We start from the raw sequence: 25,540 nt of genomic DNA, 5'->3' as shown, positions 1-25,540 counted from the left end.
TCTCCTTTGTGTCAAGTTTTCTTTACATAGCCAAATGTAAAGCATTCTTGACACCGCGTCAACCTTTTGGGTGTTAGCCCGCGGAGGGTGCCGGCTGCGCGTCGCGCTCGGCGGCCTGGCGGTCCCACACGGACGGCCGCGGGAATCCCTGCCGGGCGTCAAACGGCAGGGGCGGAAGCCCCTGCGGCGAGGCCTTCTCCCCCGAGGCGCGGGCGGCACGGATCTCCTCGTCGCTCAGGTTCGCGTTGATGGCGAAGACCACCGTGTCGCCGTTGCGGTACACCGGGGTCGCGCCCGGCGCCGTCCACAGGCCCTCAACCTGGGCGGGGATCGGCTCGAGGTAGTCCCAGAAACCGGGCGGGGACACGATGTAGTAGGTGGCATCGAGGTCGCGGGCGGCGAAGTCGGCGATGTTCGCCCAGTCGCGGCGGTTATCGCCCTGACCGGGCAACGGTGTCAGACCGGTTCCCAGGAAGTTCGGAATATAGAAGATCCGGCTCGTCGCGGAATCGACCGGTGTCGGCGGATAGAGGTAGTGGCGGTGCAGGGAGGGCAACCCGTGCAGCGGGTACATCCACCCGGTCCCCTCCCCCGGGTTGTTGGCGATGATCCCGTCATAGGCGCGCGGCTGGGTTTTCAACCATTCGAAGGCCGCCAGCTCCGTCTCGCCGAGCGTTTCATTGGTTGCGCTGATGGTGATAACGGCTTCATAGAAGACTCGGAAGGGCCGCTGCAGCCATTGCACGTGGGCCGCCGCGAGCAGCGCCACCAGCACGATGCTGCCCCACCGCGCTCGCTGCCCGCCGGCACCGACCGCCTTGCCCACCAGGAAGTACACCACCGCCGCCACGGCGATGGAGCCGAGCACGATATAGAGCAGCGCCGTCAGCAAAACCAGGCGGTGCGCGTTGTTGTAGTGAAGGGACGTGTACGCCCCGAACAAGGCCCCCACCGGGCCGTCGAACCACACCAACGCGTGAGCCGTCAGCGCCATGGAGAACAGCGTCAGCAGCAACGGCCACGCCGTGTGCCTCCAGGCAAGAAGCACCACCGCACCCACCCCGGCGGCGATGATGAGCCACCACTGGGTGGGAACCTCCTCACCCGCCGACCACTGCAGTTCCAGGGCGCGCCGCCACGATTCCGCGCGCGAGACGTCCAACTGGGTTTCGGCGAACTCAGCCACCTCCTCGGCCTGCCCGCTTCCGGCCAGAAGTTGCGGCAACACGAGCAGCGCTCCGAACACGCCCGCGGTGGCCACAACGAGCGTGTTGCGCAACCGGTGCGGGCCGGGAAGGCAGCTAAACAGCCACCAGAACCCGACGATGAGCACCACCACGGTCGCCGCCGACGGATGCAGGGCCGCCACACCGGCCAGCGTCAGCCCGGCCGCGGGCACGCTCATTGCCCGGCGCGGGGTAGCGGCCAGGGCGCACGCGGCGATGCCCGTCACCGATGTCGCCGCCAGGTACGGCCACGCCCCCATGTGATACTCGGAGTAGAACAGGTTCTGCACCCCGACGGCGACGACAGGCGCGAACCCCGACGCCAGGGTGGCGGCGAAACCGCGCCCGCCGAGCAGCAACCGCGCCAAAAGCGCCACAGAGATGGTCAACCCCAGCCCGGGCACCACGAGTGAGGTCAGGTTGAGCGCGTAGATAATGTCGCGGCCCGTGAGCTCGTGCAGGCTAAAGGCCAAGAGGTGCAAGCCCGTGGGGTAATACAGCAGCTGGTGGGTTTCCACGTGCTGCAGCTCGCCCATCCGCGCCGAGCTTCCGATACCCGTCTCGCCGATGAACCTGATCACCGAGGCGTGCCAGTGCACGTCCCAGCCCAGAAACGGCGTGGACAACCCCTGAGGCAGGCCCTGGTAAACGGTGATCGTCCGGTTCATCAGGATGCCGAAGCCGGCCGCCACACCGGCGACCGGGGGCAGCCACCGGCTCGGGGGCGCTGCTTGCCGACGCTCTCCCCCACGCCACCCCAGCCCGCCGAACGCGTACCTCCACGCCAGGCCCAGGAGGATAAACGGCACGGTGCCGCACACCAGCGACAGTGTGCTGACCGCCACACCCACTTCGCCGTATGCCCAGGCCAGCACGCTCCACACCGCGGGCGTGATGGCCACACCGCTGGCCAGCGCCCAGCGCACACGCATGCCGGCCGCCCATCCCACCGCCGCGCCGGGAAGGACGAACAAAGCGACGGCTGCAAGCACCAGGGGCAGGGTTTCTACCACGAGTCTCCCTTCCCACCAAGCGCCGGAACTCGGCCGGAGCCGGTCACGGTGGGCAACTCCTCGGAACCGTTGCGGCGGGCGTCGCGACGCATCTCGTAGAGCTCCGAGCGAGTAAAAGCGTCGTTGACGGCGAAGACCACCGTCGAGCCCCGCTTGTACACCGGGGTCGCGCCGTCGCTCGTCCACAGCCCTTTGAGCTGGGACAGGGGCGGGAGCTGGCCCCACCAGAAGTTGCCCGGGCTACTGACGATGAAACGCACGTTGAGCTCCGCCGCCGCCTTATCCAGCGGGTTGGGCGCGTCCGCGTCTCGGCGCATCCCTTGGCCCAGTGCGGCGGGGTAACGGGTGAGCATGACATTGCGTACGCCGTCGCCGCCGTCGTAGTGCTTCGCCAGCGTGGGCACGCCGTTGTAGGCGTACAGCCAGGAGTACCCGTCCGCGGGCTCGCCGGCGGTGAGCCCCTCCCAGGCGGCGGGCTGAGTGGCCAGCCAGTCGAAGGCGGCGCGGTCGTTGGCGTTGACCATACGGTCGTCGAGACGCGGGCCCACGAAAGACTCCTTCGCCCCGTCGTACGCGCTGGCTTTCGCCCAGCCGACGGTACCGGCGCCGACGGCGACGGCGAGCGCGATGGAGGCCGCACCCGTCGCCACGCGCCACGGCCTCGTCGCCCTTCTGGCGGCGAGCGGCGCCAGGGTGAGCAGACGGATGGCCACCGCCGCACCGATGCCCGCGGCGGCGAGGGTGAGCATGCTCACCGGCATGACCAGCCGGTGGGCGGTGTTGTAGTGCAGGCTGCTGATCGCAGCGAGGGTGTCCTGGATCCACCCGCCGAAAGGTTCCAACACGTTGACCACGACGAGCGCGCTGACCGCGAACATCAGGATCGACCACACCTGGCGGCGCCACACAATCAGGGCGACTGCTCCCAACCCTGCCAGCCACAACAGGACGACCGGGTTGAAGTCGGGCCAGAACTGCACCGAATGCCGGGTGCGCATCAGCAGCACCGTCGCCCACGCGCCGGCCGGGTCGATGTCCTCGCCTGGCGGTGCGACGGAGGAGACTTCCTCGGCCTGATCCGAGCCCTGCACGATCTGCGGCAGGAACAGCAGCGCGGCGGCGATGCCGGGGGCGGCCACCCAGAAAAAGTCCTTGGCGCGCGTGTTCACGGGCACGAACAGCAGCCGAGACAGCCAGTACAGCGCCGCGCCCAGCACGACGATCGTCACCGCCGAGGGGTGGACCGCCAGCACCCCGAGCAGACCCATCGCGGCGGGCAGAGCCGTGGCCGGGCGGGCCGGAACCGCGCAGAATTGCCAGGTGACAATGACGGCGAAGAACACCGCGGCCATGTACGGCCACATCCCCACGTAGTCGGGCACCCACATCAAGGTGGGAATGCCGTAGCTGCCGATCGCCGCCAGCGCGGCGCCTATCTGCGTCGTCAGCCCGCGCGACTGCGTCATGGCGAAGACCAGGCACGCCATCGCCACCGGCAGCGCCATGGCGGGCAGGATCGCCCCGACGATGTTCAGCGCGGGGATCGGCTCGATGCCGGCCGCCTCGGCGAATAGCGCCGTGCCCGCGTGGAATCCGGAGGGGTAAAACAGGTGCGAGCCCGTCTCCGCGTTGCGCGCCTCCCCCATTCGCACCGCGGAGGCGACCCCCTCGTCGAGGATGTAGCGCACCACGTTGGCATGCCATTGCACGTCCCAGCCCTGCACGATGGTGTTCGTGCCGTAGGGCAACCGCTGCAGCCACCCGTACCGGTCGGAAACGAACATGGCCGCGCCGGTGGCCACACCGGCCGCGGGGATCAGCCAGTAGAGGTCGCGCCAGCGCGGACGCGGCCACGCGCGCGGGCGGTCCATCCACCACCTCCACAGCACGGCCCAGCCGAGGGTGAACAGGAAGCTGATGGTGAAGGTGAGCAGGTTAAACGGGGCGGTGGTCTCCCCCCACATCCACGCGCTCATGCCGATTACGCCGAAGGTAACCGGCATCGCGCTGGCGAGGGCGGCCGGCAGCTTCGCGCCCGCCACCCAGGAAATCACGAACCCCGGCAGCACGAACAGTGCGACAGCGACAGTTAGGGCGCCAAGTGCCGTCATAGCCGCTCCGTCCTTGTAATTTCCACTGACCGGTAGGTGATTCTATTGCCCCGGGGCGCACTCAACCGAACCGGCGCGCCTAAGCCCGCCGCGCCCGCGTCGTCTCCGCGCGGACACCATAATGATGCGGATCAGGATACGCTACATGCGTCAGCGTCAGCCCCTTGGCCGGCGCTAGCGCTACCTGCGGGTTGCGCCGGCTCTCGCCCAGTAATGGGGCCACCCAGCCCAGTTCACGCGTGCCGTCACCCACCTGCAGGCACGTCGCCACCAGGGCGCGCACCATGTTCCAGCAGAAAGCGTCCGCGGTCACGTGCGCTTCATACAGTTCGGGCTCTTCGCTTGTCGACGCCTCCACCCAGCGCATCCCCAGCACCTCCCGCACCGTGGTGGCATGGGGCTTCGCCTTGCAGAAGGCGGCGAAATCGTGCAGGCCCACGAACATGTCGGCGACGGCCTGCATCGCCTCGATGTCCACCGGGCGGCGCCACGTCGCGGTGTCGCGAGCCCGCGTCGGTAGTGCTCCGGCGGGATGCGTGGTGATCCTGTAGACGTAGGAGCGGGAAAGCGCGGAAAAGCGGGCGTCGAAAAGCGAAGGCACCTCGGTGACCCTGAGGATGGCCACGTCATCCGGCAGGAGCTTGGCCATGCGGCGCACCAGCCGCTCAGGGTCCGAGTCCAGAGAGCGCTGGTCCAGCGAGGAGCGCGGGATGTCCACGTGGGCGACCTGGCCGGAGGCGTGCACGCCCGCGTCCGTGCGCCCCGCCACCGTCAGCTCCACGGGAACGCGCAGCACCGTGGTGAGGGCCGCCTCGATGGTCCCCTGAACGGTGCGCGTCGGAGTGCCGTCCTCCCCGTCGCTCTGGCGGGCCCAGCCGTGGAAGTCCGTGCCGTCGTAGGCGATGTCCAGGCGCAGGCGCAGTGCTTCATCTGTCGCGGTCATGGTGTGTTAGAGGGTAGCAAAACGCCCCGCGCTCCAATGAGGGGGCGCGGGGCGGTAGCGAGCGAGAATTACTTCTCGGTGGCCTCGGTAGCCTCGACTACGGCGGTTTCCTCGGCCTCGACGGCCTTGGGTGCCTCGGCGGTTTCAGCCTCGGCGGTTTCAGCCTCGGCCTGCTTGGAAGCGGCGGCACGGGCGGCGCGGGTAGCCTCGGTCGACACAGTCTCCTCCAAAACGAGGGAGATGTGGGTCATCGGGGCGTTGTCGCCGGCGCGGTTCTCCAGCTTGATGGAGCGGGTGTAACCGCCCTCACGGCCCTCGAACTTCGGCGCGAGCTCGTTGAACAGGTAGGACACGATGTCCTTGTTCGGCAGCTCGGCGGCCACGGCGCGGCGGTCAGCCAGCGTGCCCTTCTTCGCCTTGGTGATCAGCTTTTCTGCGTACGGGCGCAGAACCTTGGCCTTGGCCTCGGTGGTCTTGATTGCCCCGTGCTCGAAGAGGGACATCGCCAGGTTGGAAACAATGTGCTTCTGGTTGCTGGCGGAGCCTCCGAGACGGGCGCCCTTCTTAGGGGTCGGCATTTTCGTACTCCTCGTGTGCGGTTATGTGAGCGCGTGCTCTGTGGTGTTACTCGGTCTCTTCCGCGGTGACGTCGACGTAGTCGCCGGTCTCGGCGTCGTAACCCTCGATCTGGGTCGGGTCGAAGTCTTCCGGTGCGTCCTTAAGTGTCAGACCCAGCGAAGCAAGCTTGATCTTGACCTCGTTGATGGACTTCTGGCCAAAGTTTCGGATATCCAGCAGGTCGCTCTCGGTGCACTCGGCGAGCTCACCGACGGTGTGGATCTCCTGGCGCTTCAGGCAGTTGTAGGAGCGCACAGAGAAGTTCAGATCCTCGATGGGCATGTTGTATGCGGCGATGAACTCCGTCTCCTGCGGGGACGGGCCGATCTCGATGCCCTCTGCGGCGGTGTTCAGCTCGCGGGCGAGGCCGAACAGCTCAACCAAGGTGGAGCCTGCGGAAGCAAGCGCATCGCGCGCGGACATGGAGTTCTTCGTCTCCACGTCGATGATGAGCTTGTCAAAGTCAGTGCGCTGCTCAACACGGGTGGCCTCAACCTTGTAGGCGACCCGGGTGACCGGGGAGTAGATCTGGTCGACCGGGATGCGGCCGGCCTCTCCGCCGGAGTTGGGCATGGCCGGGACGTAGCCGCGGCCGCGCTCCACAACAAGTTCCATCTCAAGCCGGGCGCTCTCGTTGAGCGAGGCGAGGCGCAGGTCCGGGTTGTGGATCTGCACGTCCGCCGGGACCTCGATATCGCCAGCGGTGACGTCGCCGGGGCCCTCCTTGGACAGGTACATCACAACTGGCTCGTCCGACTCCGACGACAAGACGATGTTCTTGACGTTGAGGATGATCTCAGAGACATTCTCCTTGACGCCGTTGATCGTGGTGAACTCGTGGAGAACACCGTCGATCTTGATCGACGTGACTGCGGCGCCCGGAATGGACGACAGCAGCGTGCGGCGCAGGGAGTTGCCCAGCGTGTAGCCGAAACCGGGCTCGAGCGGTTCGATGACGAACTTCGAGCGGTTGGTATCGATGTACTCCTCGGTGAGTTGAGGACGCTGTGAGATGAGCATGAACTTCTCCTTTTTCGGCAACCACTATTTGATGCCGGTAGGAACGGAAATGGTGCGGGAAGATAAAAGCTCGAATTACTTCGAGTAGAGCTCGACGATGAGCTGCTCCTGCAGCGGAACGTCGATCTGGGCGCGCTCGGGCAGCTGGTGCACGAGAATGCGCAGGGTCTCGGGAACGACCTGTAGCCAGGCCGGGACGACGGAGTCGACCAGGTTGTCCTGGGCCTCCTCGAACCAGATCATGGCGCGGGACTTCTCGCGGACGTCGATGATGTCGTACTGCGAGACGCGGTAGGACGGGACGTTGGTCTTCTTGCCGTTCACGGTGAAGTGGCCGTGGGAGACAAGCTGACGGGCCTGGCGGCGGGTGCGCGCGAGGCCAGCACGGTAGACGACGTTGTCCAGGCGGGACTCGAGGAGGACGAGCAGGTTGTCGCCGGTCTTGCCGGGCAGACGGTTAGCTTCCTCGTAGTAGCGGCGGAACTGCTTCTCCATCACGCCGTAGGTGAAGCGAGCCTTCTGCTTCTCCTGCAGCTGGAGCAGGTACTCAGATTCCTTGATGCGGGCGCGGCCTGCCTGCCCCGGAGGGTAGGGGCGACGCTCAAACGACATGTCACCGCCGACGAGATCGACGCGGAGGCGACGGGACTTACGGGTAGCAGGGCCAGTGTAACGAGCCATGTTGTTTTACCTCTTTCCTTTCTGCCTTAAACGCGACGACGCTTCGGCGGACGGCAGCCGTTGAACGGCTGCGGGGTCACGTCGGAGATCGAGGACACCTCCAGGCCGGCGGCCTGGAGAGAACGGATAGCGGTCTCGCGGCCAGAGCCGGGACCCTTGACAAAGACGTCGACCTTCTTCATGCCGTGCTCCATCGCCTTGCGTGCTGCATTCTCAGCAGCCATCTGCGCGGCGAACGGGGTGGACTTGCGGGAGCCCTTGAAGCCGACGTGGCCCGAGGACGCCCAGGAGATCACAGCACCGCTCGGGTCCGTGATGGACACGATGGTGTTGTTGAAGGTGGACTTGATGTATGCGTGGCCCGCGGCCACGTTCTTCTTGACGACGCGGCGGCCGGTACGGCGCGCGCCGGAACGAGTCTTGGGAGGCATGTGTTACTTCTTCTTTCCTGCGATGGTCTTCTTCGGGCCCTTACGGGTGCGCGCGTTGGTCTTCGTGCGCTGGCCGCGCACGGGGAGACCGCGGCGGTGGCGCAGGCCCTGGTAGGAACCGATTTCGATCTTGCGGCGAATGTCCGCCTGGACCTCGCGGCGCAGGTCGCCCTCTACGGTGTAGGAGGACTCGATTGCGTCGCGCAGCGCGGCGAGCTGATCGTCGGTCAAGTTGTCGGTGCGCAGGTCGGGAGAAATGCCGGTCTTCTCAAGGAGTTCCTTGGAACGGGTCGGACCGATCCCGTAGATGTAGGTCAGGGCGATCTCCATGCGCTTGTTACGCGGCAGATCGACACCAGCTAGACGTGCCATGTGGGCCGTGCCTTTCAGGTTGTTACGGTGGTTTTCTCCCTATCCGTCCACGCCACGCGGCGCTTTACCCGGACCTAACCGGATGATGGGCCGTGATTACGCGCGGCTTCGGCCACCGTGGCCAAAGGTCGAATGCGTGTCACCTGCGCGGCGACACGTGTGGGTAAGGAGGCGGAAAAATTGCTTACTTGTAGCGGTAGGTGATACGCCCGCGGTCGAGGTCGTAGGGCGAGAGCTCCACGATGACTCGGTCCTCCGGGAGGATGCGGATGTAGTGCTGGCGCATCTTGCCACTGATGTGGGCCAGAACCTCGTGTCCGTTGTCAAGCTCGACGCGGAACATCGCGTTCTTCAAGGGCTCAACAATGCGGCCCTCGACTTCAATTGCGCCTTCTTTTGCCATTCACTCCACTTCCTACGGCACCTCGTTCACGCAGGTGCCAGACGTATTAGTACGGTGCTACACGGTGTGAATATACACCGGCTATAGACTATATAGGCCGGGCGAGACAAACACAAACCCCCCTCTCGCACAGGCGGAGGGGTTGCGTAGGAGGATCGAACCGGCCGGCGGCCTCTTAGTAAACGACCACCTTGTCGCCGATGTTCAGGTCAGCGAAATAGCGCTGCGCGTCCTGGCGATACATACGCACGCAGCCGTGCGACAGGTAGGCCGGGTCACCCTCGTGGAAGGCGATTCCGTTGTATGTGAAGTACGTCGCGTACGGCATGGGGGCGTTGCCGAACTCCCACGAGATTTCGTCCTTGACCTTCCGGTTGACGTAGAACGTCCCGCGCGGCGTCTCATACCCGGGCTTCCCGGTGGCAACGCGCACGGCGCCGTAGTAGGCCTCGCCGTTCCTCTGCAACCAGGAACGCTGCCCCGCGATGTCCACGCACACCTTAGCGTCCTTGGGGCACGCACCGTAGTCGAATGCGGGCGCAGGTGCAGCCGCCGGCGCGGGCGCTGGCTCCGGTGCGGGTGCGGGTGCAGGGCGCGGCGAACGCTCCTCAATCAATCCGGGGAACAGGGCTTCGAAGATCTGGTCAATCTGCGCACGGGCCTGCTCCGGCAGCGCGGGGTTGAGCGCGGCCAGCGACCCGGCCTGCGCGACGACCGCGGAGCGGACGTTCCACGCGCCGTCGCGGGTGGAGGTCACCAAAGCCGACCTGGCCTGCTGGACAAACGCGTCGAGGCTGGCCTGAGAGGAGGCGGCGGACAGCTGGTTCACGCCGGCCGGCACGTTCTGGGCCTGAGCGCCGGCCGGCGCGGCCACGAGGGCGACGCAGGCAAAGACGGATGCGATAACGGAGAGAGCGCGGTTGGCCGAGCGGCGCGGGCTGTACGACATGCGAGAAGTATAACCCGCAGATGCCAAAGTGCTGTGCGAAGCGCCTAGGAACTTGCGCGCGGGGTGAGGATCCGGGGGCCCTGAGCCGTCGCTGCCACCGTGTGCTCCCAGTGGGCGGCGGGCGAACCGTCGGCCGTAACCACCGTCCAGTCGTCGTCAAGCACCTCGCTGTCAACCTCGCCGCCGAGGATGAGCATCGGCTCGATGGCGAGCACCGACCCCTCGCTGATAACGGGTCCGCGGTGGGGCGCACCCTCGTTGGACAGATACGGGTCTTCGTGCATCGTCCGGCCGATTCCGTGGCCGCCGTAACCGTCGAGAATGCCCAGTTCAACGCCGAAACGACGCTCCGCCTCACGGGTTGCGACTTCGAGGGCGTGCGACACGTCGGTCAGGCGATTGCCGGGGACCATGGCCTTGATGCCTTCGTACAACACCCATTCGGTCGCGCGATTAAGCGTGTCGACGTCCGCGGCAAGCTCGCCGATCCCGAACGACCACGCGGAGTCCCCCACCCAGCCGTCCAGCGTTGCCCCGCAGTCCACGGAAACCAGGTCCCCCTCGCGCAGGATCACCGAGTCACTCGGGATGCCGTGGACGACGACGTCGTTCACTGACACGCAGATCGAGGCGGGAAACCCCTGGTAGCCCAGAAATGTCGGCTCGGCCTCAAAGGAGCGGATGACTTCCTCCGCAACCTTGTCCAGGTCGGCCGTTGTCTTTCCCGGGGCAGCTACCTTGCGCACCTCCTCAAGCGCGATGCCTACGATGCGGCCCGCCGCCTCCATGGCGTCGAGCTCCGAGGGGAACTTCGCCGGGATACGCCGGCGCCGGGGTTTGAAGATCATCGGTACAGAACTTCTACTTTCCCAGCTGCTCCATGGCGCGGGCGTTGACCTCGTCCACGGAACCGACAGCATCAATGTTGATGATCTCGTCGCCGTAGTGGTCGATCAGCGGCGCGGTCTCGTCGCGGTAGACGCCGAGGCGGGTGCGGATGGTCTCCTCGTTATCATCCTCGCGGCCGCGGGCGAGCATGCGCTCGACCACGACATCTTCGTCCACCTGGAAGTTCAGCACGCCGTCGAGGGCCACGCCCTTCTTGGCCAGCAGGTCGGTGAGGATTTCGGCCTGCTCGACGGTGCGCGGGAAACCGTCGAGAAGAAAGCCCTCGGCTGCGTCGGGCTCGTCCAGGCGCGCCTCAACCATGCGCGCGGTCACATCGGTGGGAACGAGGCGGCCCGAGTCAATGTACTCCTTCGCCTCGACGCCGAGCGGGGTTCCTTCGCCGATGTTGGCGCGGAAGAGATCGCCGGTGGAGATGTGAGGAACACCCAGCTTTTCGGAGAGAATCGATGCCTGAGTACCTTTGCCGGCGCCGGGAGGGCCGAGTAGAACGAGACGCATTATCGCAGAAGTCCTTCGTAGTTGGATTGGAGAAGTTGGGATTCAATTTGCTTGACCGTGGTCAGGGCCACGGACACCATAATCAGAATAGCGGTGCCGCCGAACGCGCCCAGGCCCATTTGCCCGGTACCTGTGACACCCGCGTCGAAGGCGAGGTTCGGCAGAATTGCGATCAGCGCCAGGTACAGGGCACCGACAAACAGCAGGCGGTTCATCACGAACGACAGGTACTGCGCCGTCGGGCGGCCGGGGCGAATGCCCGGAATGAATCCGCCGTACTTCTTCATGTTATCGGCCTGCTCAACCGGGTCGTACTGGATGGAAACGTAGAAGTACGAGAAGAACACGATCAGGGCGAAGTAGAGCAGGATGTACTGCCACGAACCGGGGTTCTGCAGCCACGCCATGACGTGGTTCATCCACCAGTTGTCCGGCGGGGTCGCGTTGTTCATCGTGACTATCTGGGTGATCAGCACCGGAACGTACATGAGTGAGGACGCGAAGATCACCGGGATCACGCCCGCCTGGTTGACCTTCAGCGGCAGGTACGTCGAGGAACCGCCGTACTGGCGGCGCCCCACCATGCGCTTCGCGTACTGCACCGGGATGCGGCGCTGCCCCTGCTCCACGAAGATAATCCCGACGACGAGCGCGATCAGAGCCGCCAGCACAAGGCCGAACGTCACAGCACCCGACTGCTGGAGAATGAACGCGCCCTCGGACGGAATCTGAGTTGCGATACCAGCGAAAATAAGCAGCGACATGCCATTGCCGACACCCTTTTCAGTGATGATCTCGCCGAGCCACATGATGAGCACGGCGCCCGATGTCATCACAATGATCATCATGATCAGCGTCCACACGTTGCGGTCCTCCACCAGCACGGGGACGCCCTGGCCGAGGAGTTGCTCACGATCCGCCAGGGCGACGATGCCGGCCGACTGCAGCAGCGCCAGCCCGACAGTGAGGTAGCGGGTGTACTGGGTCATCTTCGTCTGACCCGACTGCCCCTCCTTCTTCAGCTCCTCGAACCGGGGAATGACCACGGTGAGCAGCTGCACGATAATCGAGGCCGTAATGTACGGCATGATGCCGATAGCGAAGATGGACAGCTGCAGCAGCGCGCCACCCGAGAACAACCCGATGATGGAGAACATCGTTGCCTGGTCACCCTGCGAGATGTCATTCAGTCTCTGGCTGATCAGTGCGTAGTCGACCCCCGGGGTGGGAATCTGGGCACCGATTCGGTACAGGACAACCAGCGCAAGAGTGATCAGAATCTTCTTGCGCAGATCTGCGTCTTTAAACGCCTGAGCAATAGCGGACACGTAGCCTCCTGGCTTACGGAATGACAGGTTTCGGTTGCGGCGGGTCAGCGGTCGGTGCGCGGAGCCCACCCCAGACGAGTTTGACCACAACAGCCTAGCAGGCAGGTGTCCCCCGCCGAAGTCGCGGTGCTCCGAGCGTTGACACGTCGCCGGGTCACCCACATACTTGGGTCGGCCCCGAGACAATAACAAATAAGGAAGACGCGGATGGATTCACACCCCGACCTACGCATCGGCGACCCCGAGCGTGGACGCGCCCTCGACCAACTCACCGAGCTGTTCACCTCCGGGTACCTGGATGTGAACGAGTTTGACTCACGCACCGCCGCGGCAGCCGGCGCCGTGCGGCAAAGCGACCTTGACAAGCTCTTCCGCGATCTACCCAGTCCACCTGAGCCCTGCGCCCGAGACGCAGGGGTCGCCCGACCCAGCAACCCCGATGCCGAGCTCGACCGGGTGCTCGAACGCGGTAAGAAAGTCCGCGCTGCGGATACGGCAATTTGGTCGATCACCATGATCCTGTTCTTCCTCGGGCTGTTCGTTTTCGAGTGGAACTTCTTCTGGGTTGTCTTCCCCATCGCCGGGTTCGCGTCGATTGCGGCCCGTGGCATCTATGGCTTGGGAGACGAGGAAGAGGAGATTTTCGACGAGCTAGCGGCCAGCGAGAAAGAAAAACGCGCGGAGCGCCTGCGCGTTGCCATGGAGCGTCGAAAACAGCTCGAGCAATAGCTACTGAGCGCCTCACGGGTTCTCTGAGGTTCCCAAGGTTTTGGAAGTGCTTATCGACGCGACCGTGCCCGCGCTTCCTTTTCGAGCTCCGCCGCTGCGGAGTTCCTGCGGTTTTCCGATGGTGGGGGCGTCGACAAGCATGCGAAAGCGGGCCGCCTCCCCGGAGGGAAACGGCCCGCTCGTGCTGGGCTAGAAGCCGGCTAAGACTTAAGCCTCGGTGACGGAGCCACCGGCTGCCTCGATCTTCTCGACGGCAGACTTGGAGAACTTCTCGGCGGTGACGTCGAGCTTGACGCTCAGATCGCCGTTGCCGAGGACCTTCACCGGCTCGTTCTTGCGGGCGAGGCCTGCAGAGACGATGTCGGCGACGGCGACGGAGCCGCCCTGCGGGAAAGCCTTCTCCAGGTCAGAAACGTTGACGACCTGGTAGATGACCTTGTTCGGGTTCTTGAAGCCCTTGAGCTTCGGCAGACGCATGTGCAGCGGCATCTGGCCACCCTCGAAAGCGGCCGAAACCTGCTTGCGAGCGCCAGTGCCCTTGGTGCCGCGGCCCGCGGTCTTGCCCTTAGATGCCTCACCGCGGCCGACGCGGGTCTTGGACTTCTTCGCGCCCGGTGCCGGGCGCAGATCATGGAGCTTGATGATGTCAGCCATGCGTTATCTACTCCCCTGCAACTTCTTCGACGGTGACCAGGTGGCGCACCTTGAGGATCTGTCCGCGGGTTGCGGCGTTGTCCTTCTTGACCACGGACTGGCCGATCTTGCGCAGACCGAGAGCCTCGAGGTTGGCACGGGTCGTCGGCTTCTCGCCGACCTTGCCGTGGTGCAACGTAATCTTCAGTGCCATGTGCTTTACGCCTCCTGTCCTGCGCGTGCGCGGAGCATACGGGCCGGGGCGATGTCCTCGACGGTCTTGCCGCGCTTAGCGGCGACCTCCTCGGGTCGCACGAGCTCCTTCAGGCCGGCAACGGTGGCCTGAACCACGTTCAGAGCGTTGTCGGAACCGAGGGACTTGGACAAAACGTCCTGGATACCTGCGCACTCAAGCACCGGGCGGACAGCGCCGCCGGCGATGACACCGGTACCCGGAGCGGCCGGGCGGAGCATGACGATGCCGGCGGCGGCCTCGCCCTGGACCGGGTGAGGAATGGTGCCGCCGATCATCGGGACGCGGAAGAAGTTTTTGCGAGCCTCTTCTGCACCCTTCTGAATTGCGGCCGGGACTTCCTTGGCCTTGCCGTAGCCCACGCCGACCATGCCCTGGCCGTCGCCCACGACGACGAGAGCGGTGAACGACATGTTGCGGCCACCCTTAACGGTCTTGGCGACGCGGTTGATGGTGACAACGCGCTCGATGTACTTATCGCGGTCGTCGTTCTGGTTGCGACGGTCATCGCGATCGCGACGTCCGCCACGGTCGTTGCGGCCACCGCGCTCGTTGCGGCCGCCACGCTCGTCGTTGTTTCGGTTGTTCTGGTTATCGGCGGAGCGTCCGCCGTCACGCCGTTCACGTTCGGCCATTACGCGTTCCTTCCGTTGATGGTGATGATTGCGGTAGTCATTAGAACTTCAGACCACCTTCACGAGCTGCCTCAGCCAGAGCTGCGACTCGGCCGTGGTACTTGTAGCCTCCACGGTCGAAGACCACTGCCTCGATGCCGGCTTCCTTGGCGCGCTGCGCGATGAGCGCACCGACCTTGGCAGCCTTGTCCTTCTTGTCGCCTTCGGTGCTGCGGATGTCCGCCTCCATGGTGGATGCGGACACCAGGGTGTGTCCGGCCAGGTCGTCGATGACCTGGACGTGCATGTGGCGGGACGAGCGGTGCACGACGAGACGCGGGGTCTCCGGGGTGCCGCGCAGGGTCTTGCGGATGCGGAAATGGCGACGTGCGCGTGCCTCGCGGCGGCGCGAGGAGATGTCCTTGCCAACCGGGGTGCGCTTGGTGTTCTCTGCGGTGTTGCTCATGATTACTTACCCGTCTTTCCGACCTTGCGGCGAATCTGCTCGCCTGCGTAACGGATGCCCTTGCCCTTGTAGGGGTCATCCTTGCGCAGTCGGCGGATGTTCGCGGCGATCTGGCCAACCTGCTGCTTGTCGATACCCTCGATCGAGAACTTGGTGTTGCCGTCGACAGCGAAGGTGATGCCCTCCGGTGCCTGGATCAGGATCGGGTGGGAGTAACCGAGGGCGAACTCGAGGTCCTTGCCCTTGGCCTGGACGCGGTAACCGACGCCGAAGATCTCCATGTTGATCTTGTAGCCCTCAGTGACGCCAACAACGAGGTTGTTGACGAGCGAGCGGGACAGGCCGTGCAGCGCGCGGCTGGTGCGGTTGTCGTCCGGTCGGGAGACCACAATTTCGTTCTCTTCAACGGAAGCGGTGATCGGCTCCGGGAGCTCGAGCGTCAGGGTGCCCTTCGGGCCCTTGACCTCCACGTTGCGGCCGTCGATCTTGGTCTCGACGCCGTTCGGGATTGCGATGGGTGCTTTACCTACGCGTGACATAGTCTGTTCAACCTCCCTTTACCAGACGTAGGCGAGAACTTCTCCGCCTACGCCTTTCTCCTGGGCCTGACGGTCGGTCAGGAGGCCGTGGGACGTGGAGATGATTGCCACGCCCAGGCCGCCGAGAACCTGCGGCAGGTCGTTTGACTTTGCGTACACGCGCAGACCCGGCTTGGACACGCGGCGCAGTCCAGCGATGGAGGCCTCGCGCGTCGGGCCGTACTTGAGGTCCAGGGTCAGCTTCTTGCCAACCTTTTCTTCCTCAACCTTGTAGTCAGCGATGTAGCCCTCCTGCTTGAGGATCTCCGCGATGTTGACCTTCAACTTCGAGGAGGGCATGGACACGGTGTCGTGGTGCGCGTTGTTCGCGTTGCGCACGCGCGACAGCATGTCCGCGATGGGATCAGTCATCGTCATGTGAAGTGACCGTTTTACCTTTCTCGTTGCGGTTCCCTTTACAACCCACCTGACCCCCACGAGCATGTCGTGGGATGGTCGCGTTTTCCGTGTGGTATGTCGGGGGCTACTCAACGCTCCCCGCGCTCAGTAACGCGGGGCGCTCGCCGCCACCCTTACACCCGGTCCGCATGTCGGCGGGGGGCCTGCAACAAAGTTGGATGTGCAGTTAAATGAACTTGTTGAACCTTCATGGACGCCATGCGTCGGGCCCATAAGTCCAAACGAGAACCCTACCGGCCACAGCAGCTAAGAAGCAAATTGCTACCAGGGACGTTTGTCTTCCAGTCCGCCCGCGCACAAATCCGTCGCGCAGCTAGTCTGGCGGGTGAGCCCACGTCTACCGTGCATGAGAAACGGAGCCACAACCCATGTCTTCCAAAATCGCCCAAGTACGGTCCATCCTGTCAGACCTTGACGCTACTCGATCCGAGCGCGAAGAGCTGTACAAGCACTTCCACCAACACCCCGAGCTGTCCATGCAGGAAGTGGAGACGGCAAACCGCATTGCCGCGGAACTTGAGTCCCGCGGCATTTCCTATCAGCGCGTAGGCGAGACGGGGCTCGTCGCAACGATTACTAACGGCGACGGGCCGGTCGTAGCCGCGCGCGCAGATATCGACGCCCTCCCGCTCAAGGAGGACTCCGGCAAGTCGTATCAATCCACAGCAACACAGGTGGACAAGGAAAGCGGTGCGGAAGTGCCCACGTCCCACGCCTGTGGCCACGATGTCCACCTAATGAGCCTGCTCGGCGCGCTCGAGGCGTTTCACAACCATCCGGACCAATGGTCGGGCACGTTCGTAGGCGTTTTCCAACCCGCGGAGGAGACCGCCGAAGGAGCTCGCGACATGCTGGACAACGGCGTCGCAGATGTCATGCCGGCCCCCGATGTCTACCTCGGCCAGCACGTCCTAGGGTCGCTACCTGGCGGTGCGGTGGACACCCGGCGCGGTGCAGTGTTGTCCCAAGCCTTCTCCGTGAAAGTCAAGGTCTACGGCAAGGGTTCCCACGGCGCGATGCCGGAGCTGGGCGTTGACCCGGTTGTACTCGCATCCACCATCGTGTTGCGGCTGCAGACGATTGTCTCACGCGAGGTCGCGGCCAAGGATACCGCAGTGGGTACGGTCGGCGCTCTCAATGCCGGCTCCAAGTCGAATATCATCCCGGCGTCGGCGAAGCTTCTGGTTAACACGCGCGCCTACAATCAACAGGTCAGCGACCACATCAAGGAAGCGATCGAGCGGATCGTCCGCGCCGAGTGCGAGGCGGCCCGTTCGCCACAGGAGCCGGAATTTTCCTATTACGACATTTACCCCTTGACGGATAACGACCCCGCCACCACGGATACCGTCCGCGCAGCGTTCGATGAATACTTCGGTGAGCTTTCGGTCGACCTCGACGCGGTGCCGGCCTCGGAGGATTTTTCGGTCATTCCGCGCGAGTTGGGGGTGCCGTACACGTTCTGGGGCCTTGGCGGTTTCGCCGATCAAGCCAACGCGCCCGGCAATCACAACCCGGCCTTCGCCCCGGACCTGCAACCGACGCTGGATCGCGGAGTCGAAGCGATCGTTGTCGCCGCCGCGGCATGGTTGACGTCCTAGGCAGATCGCGACATGGGTAGGCTCGTAATCCTCATGGGCGAAAGTCAACGCAAGGAAGGTGGCACGTGGGACGGATCAACCGCAGCTTTGCAGTGACGACGCTGTCGCTTGACGACGCCTCCGGGGCGGCACAGGTCTTCTCCGACACGCGTGCTGGAACCGCGGCCGCGGAGGAACCACTGCAACTGCGCTCGCGCGGCGTTACGCTGTTGACCACGACCCGCACCCCGGGAAACGACGTGGAACTCGTTCATGGGTGGTTGTTTACTGAGGGGCTGATCAACAACGCCTCCGATGTCGCAACGGCGCGTTACTGCGCGGGCGCCGTGGACACCGGTGGACGCAATACCTACAACCTGATGGACGTTGACATCGCCGCACCGGTCGCCCCCGTCTCACCGCTTGCGGATTCTTGCGGCGTGTCCCGGGAGCAAACCATCTCGGAGATCGTGCACAGTGCTCCTGGTCCGGTCACACCGGTTGATGTCGCCGATGAAACATGGTTTCGCTTCGCCTACCTGGTCGCCGAAGGCAACGCCAAGGCACCGACTCGAAACGCGGTTGTCGCTACCGCGGAGGCTGACGGTGTGCTGCGGCGAGAGGACCTAAACGTTGCCCACGCCGTCGACAAGCTCGTTGGCGCTCTGGTTCTCGACTCCGCGGTTCCTGCGTCCGGGCGCGTTCTGGTGCTCGACTCGCAGGTGACGTTTCAGATCGTGCGCAAAGCGTTGATGGCGGGGATTTCCGCCATCGTGACCACTGCGGACGCGACGTCGCTGGCAGTGGAGCTAGCCCGCCACGCAGGAATGACGCTGGTGGCCCGCGCGAGCGCGAACCGCGTCAGGGTCTACGCGGGCCTACAAACGCCCTGAGCCCTGAGTTCCCGAACTCAAGCCCGTCTCAACCCCCTGCGGGACGAGCCCGCTGGACAGTGGCAGCGAGCTCACCGCAGAGCTGAGATCAGTGGCGGAGGAACCGAGGTTGCCCTCGAAGTTCGTGCACACCGTCGGTTGCGCCGGCATGCGGCCGTGGAACGCGTCAATGACGAACGGGATACCGAACGCACCACCTGAAACCGCCTGGGCCACGTGGTTGTAGGTGGACAGCGGCGGGAGGATATCATCGCGGTAGACCACGGGCACCCCCTTCGCACACCAGGCGCGGGCAAGGACCTTGGCTTGGTCGTATGCGACGTTCTGGTCGTAGGGGCCGGAGACGATCATCACCGGAACCTTCGGCGCACCATTGCCAATGAACTGCTCGTCGACTGCCTTTCGCGCGGCGGGGTACTCGTTGGCCAGCTCGCCAAGCGAGCGGTCTCCGCTGATCCATTGGCGGGTGTAGACGCCGTCGTACTCCCTCATGATGTCGTTGGTGCACATGTTGGCCACCTTCTCCAGCGCATCGCGCCCCGCTGGAGAAACGTTCGCGTCGATGATCTCGCCGAGCTCGGGGTAGCGGACTTTCAGCCCGTTGATCGCAAAACCGATCGCGCCGGAAAGGTCTGAGCCATCGATGTTTTCCTGGACTTTAATGAGGTCCGCCGGCGGTGCCGAAGCGTAGCTGGCCACCAGGTTCACGTCGGGTGCGTAATCGGGCTGCGCCTCTGCCGCTGCCGCCGATGCACCGCCGCCCTGGGAGTGCCCGTAGACGGCCACCTTGCCGAACTGCCCGCCGCGGCTTTCAACAAGCTCCCGCGCGGCGCGCGCGGCGTCGAGCATCGCGTGCGCCTGGTCCTTGCGGTTCATGTACGTGTGCAGGCCCGGGGTGCCCATCCCGATCAGATCTGTGACGACAACGCGTGCGCCCTGGCTGGCGAACATCATGTCGTAGTTGCCCTCAAGGTTGATCGTCCTGCCCGTGTAGACCGGATCTGGCTGCCCGTCAAGCGGCCAGTTGCGCGAGGGCGCGCAATGGTCGCCCTGCCCGACCGTCCCGCGCACGATCACCACGGTGGGGCGCGGGCCCTCACCGCGCCACGGCACCGTTGGTTCGAGCACGTACCCGGTCACCGGCACCAACATGCCGTCCGCATCTTCGGTGGTGTACATGATCTTGTCCACACTGGTGGGAAGGCCCGGCGAGCCGTTGCCGAGAATTCCCGAATAGGGCGCCGGCTGCGTGCGAAGAATCTCGCCGACCCGGCTCGGGGCGACGCCGGAAGTGTCGTAGAAGGGGTCCACGGCACCGGGCTGGACGCGCCCCTGCGTCACTACCGACGACCCGACCGTGGAGCCTTCCAGTGATCCTTCTGCGGCCGTTGCATGGCCCCCGCCAGCGAGAACCGCCGACACCGCTACCGCGCTCGCCGTGATTGCTGCGGCCGCAGACGGCCACACCTTCGCCGAACCCACCAAACTCATGTGACCTCCCGCACCTTAAGCCCAATTACGTACGGCAGGTCACATTAGTGGTCTACATATGTAGATGTTATGGTTTTGCTAAGTAATATTTCTGGGCGGAAGCGCCCGCCGCGACCCGACGCGGGTTTGCCCCAAATCGGACCTCTCCCCCGCCTCCACTCCCTGACCGTAGGACGCGCCGTCGAAGGTTCGCTGCGAGCGAAAGTCCTCGAAGTACAGACCGTGGTGGCGACCAAACTCCTCTTGAGCCTGCCGCGCCTTCCTGGAGTCGTCGACAAGCGCTAGCGCGTACTGGCCCGCTGTTTCCGCGACGCTGTGCTCCGCCTCGCTCAGCCGGGAAGCGATGCTGTGCGCGAAGCCAGTCATGAACGAGCGGCGCTGCACGACCGTGGAAGTAGCGTCGTACGGGCCGGCGACGATCGTCCTCGCAGCCGCGATCATCGCCGGGTTGAGCAGCGTGAAGAGCAGGTTGACGCGGTCGAGGTGGCGGCGCAGCCCGAAAATGGCCACCGAACTGATCCTCGTGCTGCGGCGCACCCGCTGGCCAAACCCGGTGCAGTGAAGTGCCCCGGCGATGCCGAGCAAGAGGGCGGCTTGCATGTCCGCGTAGGCCCCGCTGATCTCAACGGTGTGGTGCGCCACGTCATCTCCCTCATCGGGTGAGTTTAGGTCTCGTTCATCGAAGCCGTGGCTGGCCATCAGCGCAAAAGCCTTGGCGTAGTAGGACTCCCCCTCGGCCGTGCCCTGCCGATCCGCCGCCTGATTCAGCAGCTTTTGCACCTTGTCCTTGATTTTCTCGGTCGTTGCCATGATGTTGCCCATTCCCCCTGTCAGTGAGTTGTTCCTCCCCAACTGCTACCTGAGCAACCCGCACTCGTACCCGCCGGAGGTCAACGCCTGTGGATAACTGCCAATTGTGGATAAGCTTCCGACCCGCCACTAGGCTCGCGGGCATGGTGGAGGCGAGAAAACAAATGCGCGGCGAGGCGCTGCGCTCCATACTTCCCATGGTCAAGTACTCGGGTAGCAACGTCGATCAGGCCTACCGGCACCTGGTGTCGCTGCGCGCGTCGGTGATCAACGACTGCAAAGCCTGCATCACCACGCATCGTCGTGATGCGCGCGCTGACGGCTGGGACGAAAAGCGCATCTTGCGTGCAGAGGACTGGACCAACCATCGCGACCGCTTCGACGAGAAGGAAACCGCGGTGCTCGCCCTGACCGACGCGGTGACACACATTGACGGCTACGAATCCGTACCCGACGAGCTGTGGGACAGCGTCGAGAAGCACTTTGGCCCCCAGGGCGCGCACGACGTGCTGGTGAGCATCCTGGCGATCAACACGTTTAACCGGCTGAGCATCACCACGCGAACCAACGCGGACGCGATTAAATCCACCATCGAATTCGACCACGACTACGACGCGACGCTCTAGGGCTCGGCGCTTGCGAATGCATACTCAGCGAAGGGACACGCACACCTAACCCCCTAGACCACAGGGCACCCGCTCAAGCGATACCCCTTTAGCTGGGCCAATCGCTGTATACAACGCCGCGCGGGACAATGACCGGCGAGCCTCCCGCCGGGTCCTCCCACACTTCGGCGCGCAGCCCGTAGGCGTGCTCCAACACCTGCGGAATCAACGCCTGCGCGGGGGTGCCCTCGGCCAGGATCCGCCCCTGCTTCATCACAACCAGGGTGTCGGAGTACATCCCCGCCAGCATCAGATCGTGCAACACCATCACCACGGCCTTGCCCCGGCGCGCTTGGCCGCGGGCGAGCTCGAGCATGGCGATGGCGTGGGCGGGGTCAAGGAACGTGGTTGGTTCGTCGAGAAGCAAGACTGGCGTGTCCTGCGCGAGCGCCATCGCTAGCCACACGCGCTGGCGCTGCCCGCCGGAGAGCTCCGCAATGTCGCGATCGACGAGCTCGGTGACTGAGGTTTCCGCGCAGGCCCGCTCAATCGCCTCCCGGTCCTCGGCGCCAAGGCCCCGCAGACGGTCCCGGTGCGGGTGGCGGCCGCGGGCGACAAGCTCTCCGACGCGCAGCCCATCAGGGGCGACGGGGTTCTGCGCGAGCATCGCAATGTGCGTCGCTGCCTGGCGAAACGACAGAGAGTGAACATCTTGACCCGCAACCGTCACCGTGCCGGCCCGGGGAATGAGAATTTTCGACATTGCCTTGAGCAGCGTCGACTTGCCGCATCCGTTCGGGCCGATCAAAGTGGTCACCTCGCCAGGGCGAGCGACCAAGCTCACACCGTGCAGCACGTCGCTGCTGCTGCCGTAACCTGCGACGATATCGCGGGCGACGACTGGTTGCCCTGCGTTCATTATTTCCTACCTCGCCTTGTCTTCATCGTGTGCTCCGAGACTGCCGCCACACCAGCAATACGAGGGCGACGCCGCCGATTGCTGATGACACCGCGCCTACGGGTGCAGCGGCGGGGATTAGCCCCGCCACCACCGCGCATACCGCGAGCAGCGCGGCACCCGCTGCGGCGGATACCACCGGCGCCGGGTTCGGCGTGCGCGCAACGATGCGCCCCAGGTGCGGGGCGAGCAGCGCGACGAAACCGATGGGCCCGACCACAGAAACCACCACCGCCGAGATCCCCGTCGCCGCTACTAACAGAGCCGCGCGCTGCGCCTTAAGGTTGACACCCAGCGCGGTGGCAGAAGTGTCGTCGTGGGCAAGCAACGGCAGATCCCGCCCACACCACAACCCGAGGGCAATGAACGGGAGCACTCCAACGCTCAGCGCGATAACGCCATCCATCCGAACAAAACCAGTCGAGCCCGCCAGCCACGTCTGCGCCTCGACGGCACGCAGCACCTCGGCTTTGAGCAGCAGGTAGCTCACTGCGGCGTGAAGCATCAGTGAGAGAGCAACCCCCGTGAGCACGATTCGGTCACCGGTGCCCACCCCGCCGAGCGCGACTAGCAGCACGACCACGCCCGCGGCACCGCAGAGCGCGAGAGCGGCGCGCCACCAGAAGTCGGGCAGTGCTTGCGAAAACTCCGGGCGGTACGTCACCGTTCCCAGCACGACGAGTAGCGCGGCCCCCGAAGTCACGCCGAGGATGTCGGGCGACGCCAGCGGGTTGCGCGCCATCGCTTGGGTCCACGCCCCTGCCATCCCGAGCGCGGCCCCGACAAGGAGCGTGGCCACGGCAACCGGCAGGCGCAGATCCCACACCACGGCAATCTCGCGGCTTGATCCACCGCCACGCAAAACGTTGAGAACCTGGGCGGGGCTCAGTTGTACGGCGCCTTGGCCCAAAAGCGCGATGTAGGCCGCGGCCGCGATCGCGGCGAACAGCACCGTGGCGCCGATGAGTCGTGAGGTTTGCCGCATCTAGATCACCGCCTTGTTCGCACCTGCGCCCCGATGCACCGCGGCGATGAGCAGCGGAGCGCCAATGAACGCGAGCACGATGGACATTTCCAGCTCCCCTGGGGTAAGCACGAGCCTGCCGAGGACATCGGCAAGCAACACGATCGTGCCCCCGAAAAGCGCGGCTGGAACCAGCAAGACCGTGAGCTGCGGGCCGACCAGCCAGCGCATGATGTGCGGGGCGGCGAACCCGACGAAGGCGACCGGTCCGGCTGCCGCGGTAGCGCTGCCGGCCAAGAGCACGATCCCAGCCGCGGCGCCAACATGCGCTCGCCGCTCCGAGCCGCCTAGGGCAAGGGAGGTTTCCCTGCCCATCGCCAACAGGTCGAGGGGACGTGCAGCAAGCAGAGCACACACCCCACCGACGGCACACCCGGCCCAGGCGACGGCCGCTTCTACGTAACCACGGCCAAAGGTGGAGCCGACCACCCAGTGGCGCATGGAGTCGAACACTTCCGTGTCGAATAATCCCAGCAGGGTTGCGGCGGAGCGCAGCGACGCGTCGACCCCGACCCCGGCGAGAATCAAGGTGAAAGGAGACAGCGACCGGCGCGCAATGAGCATGACCACGCCGGTGGCCGCGGCGGCACCCCCGAAAGCGAGGGCGAGTGAGCCGGTGAAAGTGGCGCTCACGCCCATCACCGCCCCGATCGCCATGGCGCAGGAAGCACCCGCGGTGATCCCGATAAAGCCGGGATCGGCGAGCGGATTGCGCGTCCACGCCTGGGCCAGCGCGCCTGCCAGCGCAAGCGAGGCACCGACTGCGAAGGCAAGGAGCGTGCGCGGGACGCGCAGGTCCCACACGATTCCCCGAATCTCTGCCGTGCCGGCACCGCGCAGGCCAAGAAGCACCTCGTTCGCCGGCACGGCGCGGGAGCCGACGAACAACGACGCCACGACCGCCGCAGCGACGGCGACGAGCAGCGTGGCGCACACGACACCGGTGTTACGTGTGCTACGTCGTTCGGCGCTCATCGTGGGCGAGGTTTCTCTCGTGTCAATCTGGGCTAGGACAGCTGCTCGGTGAACTTGTCGATCGCCCACGGTATGGTCACCGGGTTGGGCATGCTCATCGCGTTGCCGACGTCGGTGGCAAGGTAGCGCACCCTGCCGTCTTTGACGATGTCCAGGTTTTGGAACGTTGGGTCGTTCTCCAGCGCGGTGAGCGCGCCATTATAGTCCAGGACGAATAGGTAATCCACGCCGTTTAAAGCCGCGTAGTTTTCGGGGGCGTAGTCGACGAAGAAGCTGGAGCCGTCTCCCTGAAGCTCGGTCGGGATGCTAAAGCCCAGGTTCTCGATGAACTGCCCGCGCCCGTCGTCCGCGGTGTAGAGGCCAATCTTTCCCTCGTAGGGCATCACGATTGCAGCGCTTTTGCCGACGAGCTCCGGGTGGTTGTCTCGGAAGTCTGCGAAAGCCTTTTCCGTCTGCGCGATCAGTTCCTCACCCTCGGCCTGCTTACCCACGGCCGCGGCAATCGTTTCAACCTGCTTGTCCCAGGGGATCTGCCAGTTGTCGTAGCCCTCGGGCTTGAGCGTGGTCGGCGCGATTTGCTCGAGTGAGTCCTGGGCTTGGACGTCGACGGCCTGGTTGACCGCGATGATCTGAGTGGGGTCCGTGGCGGCGACCTGTTCAAGGACATCGGCGGTAAAGCCGCTGGCCGTGTTGTAGATTGTCGCCGGGCGCGCGCTGCCGAGCAGCTCCTGCGACCACGGCCCGACGCCGCTTTCGTCCCCATCGCCCTCTGCGCCCCAGGGGGCAATGGCGACGGGGGTGACATCGAGCGCGAGCAGCGTGTCGACGTCGCCAAGCCCTAGGCTTGCTATCCTCGCCTCGCCTGCGCCATCGGTTGTGGCAGGCTCGCCTTCTCCTCGTGTGCAGCCTGTGAGTGCGAGTGCTGCGGCGGCCACAAGCGCGACTGCAGTGGTGGGCTTGCGCGCGAAAATTCCCATTCGGTTTCCTAACTTTTTCGATTTACGACACA

At 64.9% G+C, this 25,540-nt stretch carries 29 protein-coding genes; 4 read left to right on the top strand and 25 right to left on the bottom strand.

The features are described 5' to 3' along the window. Window positions 1–73: 73 nt before the first annotated feature. The 13 genes from BLS40_RS09600 to secY form a co-directional block, all read right to left on the bottom strand. Window positions 74–2,239 carry a DUF6541 family protein gene (locus BLS40_RS09600; RefSeq protein WP_092151623.1) on the bottom strand — a complete coding sequence of 722 codons (2,166 nt, stop codon included), beginning with the start codon at window positions 2,237–2,239 and terminating at the stop codon, window positions 74–76. Next, on the bottom strand, window positions 2,233–4,350 hold the full coding sequence (locus tag BLS40_RS09595) for a DUF6541 family protein (RefSeq protein ID WP_092151621.1): 2,118 nt from the start codon (window positions 4,348–4,350) through the stop codon (window positions 2,233–2,235). The genes BLS40_RS09600 and BLS40_RS09595 overlap by 7 nt, the downstream gene beginning before the upstream one ends. 79 nt (window positions 4,351–4,429) lie before the next feature. Continuing rightward, window positions 4,430–5,293, bottom strand: a complete 864-nt coding sequence (truA, locus tag BLS40_RS09590) for a tRNA pseudouridine(38-40) synthase TruA (RefSeq protein WP_092151619.1) — start codon at window positions 5,291–5,293, stop codon at window positions 4,430–4,432. Window positions 5,294–5,361: 68 nt separating this feature from the next. Then, window positions 5,362–5,871 carry a 50S ribosomal protein L17 gene (gene rplQ / locus BLS40_RS09585; protein WP_092151617.1) on the bottom strand — a complete coding sequence of 170 codons (510 nt, stop codon included), beginning with the start codon at window positions 5,869–5,871 and terminating at the stop codon, window positions 5,362–5,364. A gap of 46 nt (window positions 5,872–5,917) precedes the next feature. Beyond that, the gene (locus tag BLS40_RS09580; protein ID WP_092151616.1) at window positions 5,918–6,931 is read right to left on the bottom strand and encodes a DNA-directed RNA polymerase subunit alpha; all 1,014 of its coding nucleotides are present in this window, start codon (window positions 6,929–6,931) and stop codon (window positions 5,918–5,920) included. Between the two features lie 75 nt (window positions 6,932–7,006). Continuing rightward, window positions 7,007–7,612 (bottom strand): 30S ribosomal protein S4, encoded by a 606-nt coding sequence (gene rpsD, locus BLS40_RS09575; protein ID WP_092151614.1) that lies wholly within the window; start codon window positions 7,610–7,612, stop codon window positions 7,007–7,009. 26 nt (window positions 7,613–7,638) lie between these two features. Then, window positions 7,639–8,043, bottom strand: a complete 405-nt coding sequence (rpsK, locus tag BLS40_RS09570) for a 30S ribosomal protein S11 (RefSeq protein WP_092151612.1) — start codon at window positions 8,041–8,043, stop codon at window positions 7,639–7,641. Window positions 8,044–8,046: 3 nt separating this feature from the next. Continuing rightward, window positions 8,047–8,415, bottom strand: coding sequence for a 30S ribosomal protein S13 (rpsM, locus tag BLS40_RS09565; RefSeq protein ID WP_092151610.1), 369 nt, complete (start codon window positions 8,413–8,415; stop codon window positions 8,047–8,049). Between the two features lie 184 nt (window positions 8,416–8,599). After that, on the bottom strand, window positions 8,600–8,818 hold the full coding sequence (infA, locus tag BLS40_RS09560; RefSeq protein ID WP_018017508.1) for a translation initiation factor IF-1: 219 nt from the start codon (window positions 8,816–8,818) through the stop codon (window positions 8,600–8,602). 175 nt (window positions 8,819–8,993) lie between these two features. Beyond that, complete coding sequence (locus tag BLS40_RS09555) at window positions 8,994–9,767, bottom strand: L,D-transpeptidase (RefSeq protein WP_092151608.1); 774 nt, start codon at window positions 9,765–9,767, stop codon at window positions 8,994–8,996. 44 nt (window positions 9,768–9,811) lie between these two features. Continuing rightward, a complete protein-coding gene (map, locus tag BLS40_RS09550; RefSeq protein WP_092151606.1) occupies window positions 9,812–10,615 on the bottom strand; it encodes a type I methionyl aminopeptidase in 804 nt (267 codons plus the stop codon). Window positions 10,616–10,628: 13 nt separating this feature from the next. After that, window positions 10,629–11,174 carry an adenylate kinase gene (locus BLS40_RS09545; protein WP_092151604.1) on the bottom strand — a complete coding sequence of 182 codons (546 nt, stop codon included), beginning with the start codon at window positions 11,172–11,174 and terminating at the stop codon, window positions 10,629–10,631. Then, on the bottom strand, window positions 11,174–12,502 hold the full coding sequence (gene secY / locus BLS40_RS09540; RefSeq protein ID WP_092151602.1) for a preprotein translocase subunit SecY: 1,329 nt from the start codon (window positions 12,500–12,502) through the stop codon (window positions 11,174–11,176). Before secY ends, BLS40_RS09545 begins: the two co-directional genes overlap by 1 nt. Before the next feature lie 207 nt (window positions 12,503–12,709). On the opposite strand from secY, the gene BLS40_RS09535 reads away from it, so the two are divergent. Next, on the top strand, window positions 12,710–13,231 hold the full coding sequence (locus BLS40_RS09535) for a DUF1707 SHOCT-like domain-containing protein (protein ID WP_092151600.1): 522 nt from the start codon (window positions 12,710–12,712) through the stop codon (window positions 13,229–13,231). A 207-nt stretch (window positions 13,232–13,438) separates the two neighbouring features. Here BLS40_RS09535 and rplO read toward each other — a convergent pair whose 3' ends face one another. From rplO to rpsH, 6 genes are read right to left on the bottom strand one after another with little or no spacing between them, the layout of a single operon-like run. After that, a complete protein-coding gene (gene rplO / locus BLS40_RS09530) occupies window positions 13,439–13,885 on the bottom strand; it encodes a 50S ribosomal protein L15 (protein ID WP_092151598.1) in 447 nt (148 codons plus the stop codon). A gap of 7 nt (window positions 13,886–13,892) precedes the next feature. Further along, window positions 13,893–14,078, bottom strand: a complete 186-nt coding sequence (gene rpmD, locus BLS40_RS09525; RefSeq protein ID WP_092151596.1) for a 50S ribosomal protein L30 — start codon at window positions 14,076–14,078, stop codon at window positions 13,893–13,895. Between the two features lie 5 nt (window positions 14,079–14,083). Then, window positions 14,084–14,752 (bottom strand): 30S ribosomal protein S5, encoded by a 669-nt coding sequence (rpsE, locus tag BLS40_RS09520; protein WP_092151594.1) that lies wholly within the window; start codon window positions 14,750–14,752, stop codon window positions 14,084–14,086. 40 nt (window positions 14,753–14,792) lie between these two features. Then, complete coding sequence (gene rplR / locus BLS40_RS09515; protein ID WP_092151592.1) at window positions 14,793–15,197, bottom strand: 50S ribosomal protein L18; 405 nt, start codon at window positions 15,195–15,197, stop codon at window positions 14,793–14,795. Between the two features lie 2 nt (window positions 15,198–15,199). Then, the gene (rplF, locus tag BLS40_RS09510) at window positions 15,200–15,736 is read right to left on the bottom strand and encodes a 50S ribosomal protein L6 (RefSeq protein ID WP_092151590.1); all 537 of its coding nucleotides are present in this window, start codon (window positions 15,734–15,736) and stop codon (window positions 15,200–15,202) included. Window positions 15,737–15,754: 18 nt separating this feature from the next. Continuing rightward, window positions 15,755–16,153, bottom strand: a complete 399-nt coding sequence (gene rpsH / locus BLS40_RS09505; protein WP_092151588.1) for a 30S ribosomal protein S8 — start codon at window positions 16,151–16,153, stop codon at window positions 15,755–15,757. A gap of 410 nt (window positions 16,154–16,563) precedes the next feature. On the opposite strand from rpsH, the gene BLS40_RS09500 reads away from it, so the two are divergent. Both BLS40_RS09500 and BLS40_RS09495 read left to right on the top strand, forming a co-directional pair. Continuing rightward, window positions 16,564–17,796, top strand: coding sequence for an amidohydrolase (locus tag BLS40_RS09500; RefSeq protein ID WP_092151586.1), 1,233 nt, complete (start codon window positions 16,564–16,566; stop codon window positions 17,794–17,796). A gap of 65 nt (window positions 17,797–17,861) precedes the next feature. Further along, window positions 17,862–18,668 carry a formate dehydrogenase accessory sulfurtransferase FdhD gene (locus BLS40_RS09495; RefSeq protein ID WP_092151584.1) on the top strand — a complete coding sequence of 269 codons (807 nt, stop codon included), beginning with the start codon at window positions 17,862–17,864 and terminating at the stop codon, window positions 18,666–18,668. On the opposite strand, the gene BLS40_RS09490 is transcribed toward BLS40_RS09495, so the two are convergent. Together BLS40_RS09490 and BLS40_RS09485 are read right to left on the bottom strand one after the other, a co-directional pair. Beyond that, entirely contained in the window at window positions 18,654–20,159 is a 1,506-nt protein-coding gene (locus tag BLS40_RS09490) for a lipase family protein (RefSeq protein ID WP_092151582.1), read from the bottom strand. The two genes, BLS40_RS09495 and BLS40_RS09490, sit on opposite strands and share 15 nt — an antisense overlap. 78 nt (window positions 20,160–20,237) lie before the next feature. Continuing rightward, window positions 20,238–20,969, bottom strand: coding sequence for a DUF2786 domain-containing protein (locus BLS40_RS09485; RefSeq protein ID WP_231908442.1), 732 nt, complete (start codon window positions 20,967–20,969; stop codon window positions 20,238–20,240). Window positions 20,970–21,112: 143 nt separating this feature from the next. On the opposite strand from BLS40_RS09485, the gene BLS40_RS09480 reads away from it, so the two are divergent. After that, a complete protein-coding gene (locus tag BLS40_RS09480; protein WP_092151578.1) occupies window positions 21,113–21,595 on the top strand; it encodes a carboxymuconolactone decarboxylase family protein in 483 nt (160 codons plus the stop codon). An 88-nt stretch (window positions 21,596–21,683) separates the two neighbouring features. On the opposite strand, the gene BLS40_RS09475 is transcribed toward BLS40_RS09480, so the two are convergent. The 4 genes from BLS40_RS09475 to BLS40_RS09460 are packed head-to-tail and all read right to left on the bottom strand — an operon-like array spanning window position 21,684 to window position 25,508. Beyond that, a complete protein-coding gene (locus BLS40_RS09475; protein WP_092151576.1) occupies window positions 21,684–22,493 on the bottom strand; it encodes an ABC transporter ATP-binding protein in 810 nt (269 codons plus the stop codon). A gap of 22 nt (window positions 22,494–22,515) precedes the next feature. Next, window positions 22,516–23,517, bottom strand: a complete 1,002-nt coding sequence (locus tag BLS40_RS09470) for a FecCD family ABC transporter permease (RefSeq protein WP_006839451.1) — start codon at window positions 23,515–23,517, stop codon at window positions 22,516–22,518. After that, complete coding sequence (locus tag BLS40_RS09465; protein ID WP_231908441.1) at window positions 23,518–24,531, bottom strand: FecCD family ABC transporter permease; 1,014 nt, start codon at window positions 24,529–24,531, stop codon at window positions 23,518–23,520. 32 nt (window positions 24,532–24,563) lie between these two features. Further along, the gene (locus tag BLS40_RS09460; protein ID WP_092151572.1) at window positions 24,564–25,508 is read right to left on the bottom strand and encodes an ABC transporter substrate-binding protein; all 945 of its coding nucleotides are present in this window, start codon (window positions 25,506–25,508) and stop codon (window positions 24,564–24,566) included. Between the last annotated feature and the right edge of the window lie 32 nt (window positions 25,509–25,540).

This window comes from Corynebacterium mycetoides (assembly GCF_900103625.1).
GTDB lineage: Bacteria > Actinomycetota > Actinomycetes > Mycobacteriales > Mycobacteriaceae > Corynebacterium > Corynebacterium mycetoides.
Note: the sequence above shows the minus strand (reverse complement) of the source record. Positions and strands in the feature narration are given on the sequence as shown.

What these genes read in the sequence shown, in the direction of transcription:
- BLS40_RS09470 (WP_006839451.1), bottom strand. Translation starts at nt 23,517, where the DNA reads ATGCGGCAAACCTCACGACTCATCGGCGCCACGGTGCTGTTCGCCGCG.
- BLS40_RS09460 (WP_092151572.1), bottom strand. Translation starts at nt 25,508, where the DNA reads ATGGGAATTTTCGCGCGCAAGCCCACCACTGCAGTCGCGCTTGTGGCC.
- BLS40_RS09485 (WP_231908442.1), bottom strand. Translation starts at nt 20,969, where the DNA reads ATGGCAACGACCGAGAAAATCAAGGACAAGGTGCAAAAGCTGCTGAAT.
- BLS40_RS09595 (WP_092151621.1), bottom strand. Translation starts at nt 4,350, where the DNA reads ATGACGGCACTTGGCGCCCTAACTGTCGCTGTCGCACTGTTCGTGCTG.
- rpsE (WP_092151594.1), bottom strand. Translation starts at nt 14,752, where the DNA reads ATGGCCGAACGTGAACGGCGTGACGGCGGACGCTCCGCCGATAACCAG.
- rpsD (WP_092151614.1), bottom strand. Translation starts at nt 7,612, where the DNA reads ATGGCTCGTTACACTGGCCCTGCTACCCGTAAGTCCCGTCGCCTCCGC.
- rpmD (WP_092151596.1), bottom strand. Translation starts at nt 14,078, where the DNA reads ATGGCACTGAAGATTACGTTGCACCACGGCAAGGTCGGCGAGAAGCCG.
- rpsH (WP_092151588.1), bottom strand. Translation starts at nt 16,153, where the DNA reads ATGACGATGACTGATCCCATCGCGGACATGCTGTCGCGCGTGCGCAAC.
- infA (WP_018017508.1), bottom strand. Translation starts at nt 8,818, where the DNA reads ATGGCAAAAGAAGGCGCAATTGAAGTCGAGGGCCGCATTGTTGAGCCC.
- rplO (WP_092151598.1), bottom strand. Translation starts at nt 13,885, where the DNA reads ATGGCTGACATCATCAAGCTCCATGATCTGCGCCCGGCACCGGGCGCG.
- rplF (WP_092151590.1), bottom strand. Translation starts at nt 15,736, where the DNA reads ATGTCACGCGTAGGTAAAGCACCCATCGCAATCCCGAACGGCGTCGAG.
- BLS40_RS09475 (WP_092151576.1), bottom strand. Translation starts at nt 22,493, where the DNA reads ATGAACGCAGGGCAACCAGTCGTCGCCCGCGATATCGTCGCAGGTTAC.
- BLS40_RS09535 (WP_092151600.1), top strand. Translation starts at nt 12,710, where the DNA reads ATGGATTCACACCCCGACCTACGCATCGGCGACCCCGAGCGTGGACGC.
- rpsM (WP_092151610.1), bottom strand. Translation starts at nt 8,415, where the DNA reads ATGGCACGTCTAGCTGGTGTCGATCTGCCGCGTAACAAGCGCATGGAG.
- rplR (WP_092151592.1), bottom strand. Translation starts at nt 15,197, where the DNA reads ATGAGCAACACCGCAGAGAACACCAAGCGCACCCCGGTTGGCAAGGAC.
- BLS40_RS09490 (WP_092151582.1), bottom strand. Translation starts at nt 20,159, where the DNA reads ATGAGTTTGGTGGGTTCGGCGAAGGTGTGGCCGTCTGCGGCCGCAGCA.
- BLS40_RS09555 (WP_092151608.1), bottom strand. Translation starts at nt 9,767, where the DNA reads ATGTCGTACAGCCCGCGCCGCTCGGCCAACCGCGCTCTCTCCGTTATC.
- rplQ (WP_092151617.1), bottom strand. Translation starts at nt 5,871, where the DNA reads ATGCCGACCCCTAAGAAGGGCGCCCGTCTCGGAGGCTCCGCCAGCAAC.
- BLS40_RS09500 (WP_092151586.1), top strand. Translation starts at nt 16,564, where the DNA reads ATGTCTTCCAAAATCGCCCAAGTACGGTCCATCCTGTCAGACCTTGAC.
- map (WP_092151606.1), bottom strand. Translation starts at nt 10,615, where the DNA reads ATGATCTTCAAACCCCGGCGCCGGCGTATCCCGGCGAAGTTCCCCTCG.
- BLS40_RS09480 (WP_092151578.1), top strand. Translation starts at nt 21,113, where the DNA reads ATGGTGGAGGCGAGAAAACAAATGCGCGGCGAGGCGCTGCGCTCCATA.
- truA (WP_092151619.1), bottom strand. Translation starts at nt 5,293, where the DNA reads ATGACCGCGACAGATGAAGCACTGCGCCTGCGCCTGGACATCGCCTAC.
- BLS40_RS09580 (WP_092151616.1), bottom strand. Translation starts at nt 6,931, where the DNA reads ATGCTCATCTCACAGCGTCCTCAACTCACCGAGGAGTACATCGATACC.
- BLS40_RS09545 (WP_092151604.1), bottom strand. Translation starts at nt 11,174, where the DNA reads ATGCGTCTCGTTCTACTCGGCCCTCCCGGCGCCGGCAAAGGTACTCAG.
- rpsK (WP_092151612.1), bottom strand. Translation starts at nt 8,043, where the DNA reads ATGCCTCCCAAGACTCGTTCCGGCGCGCGCCGTACCGGCCGCCGCGTC.
- BLS40_RS09465 (WP_231908441.1), bottom strand. Translation starts at nt 24,531, where the DNA reads ATGAGCGCCGAACGACGTAGCACACGTAACACCGGTGTCGTGTGCGCC.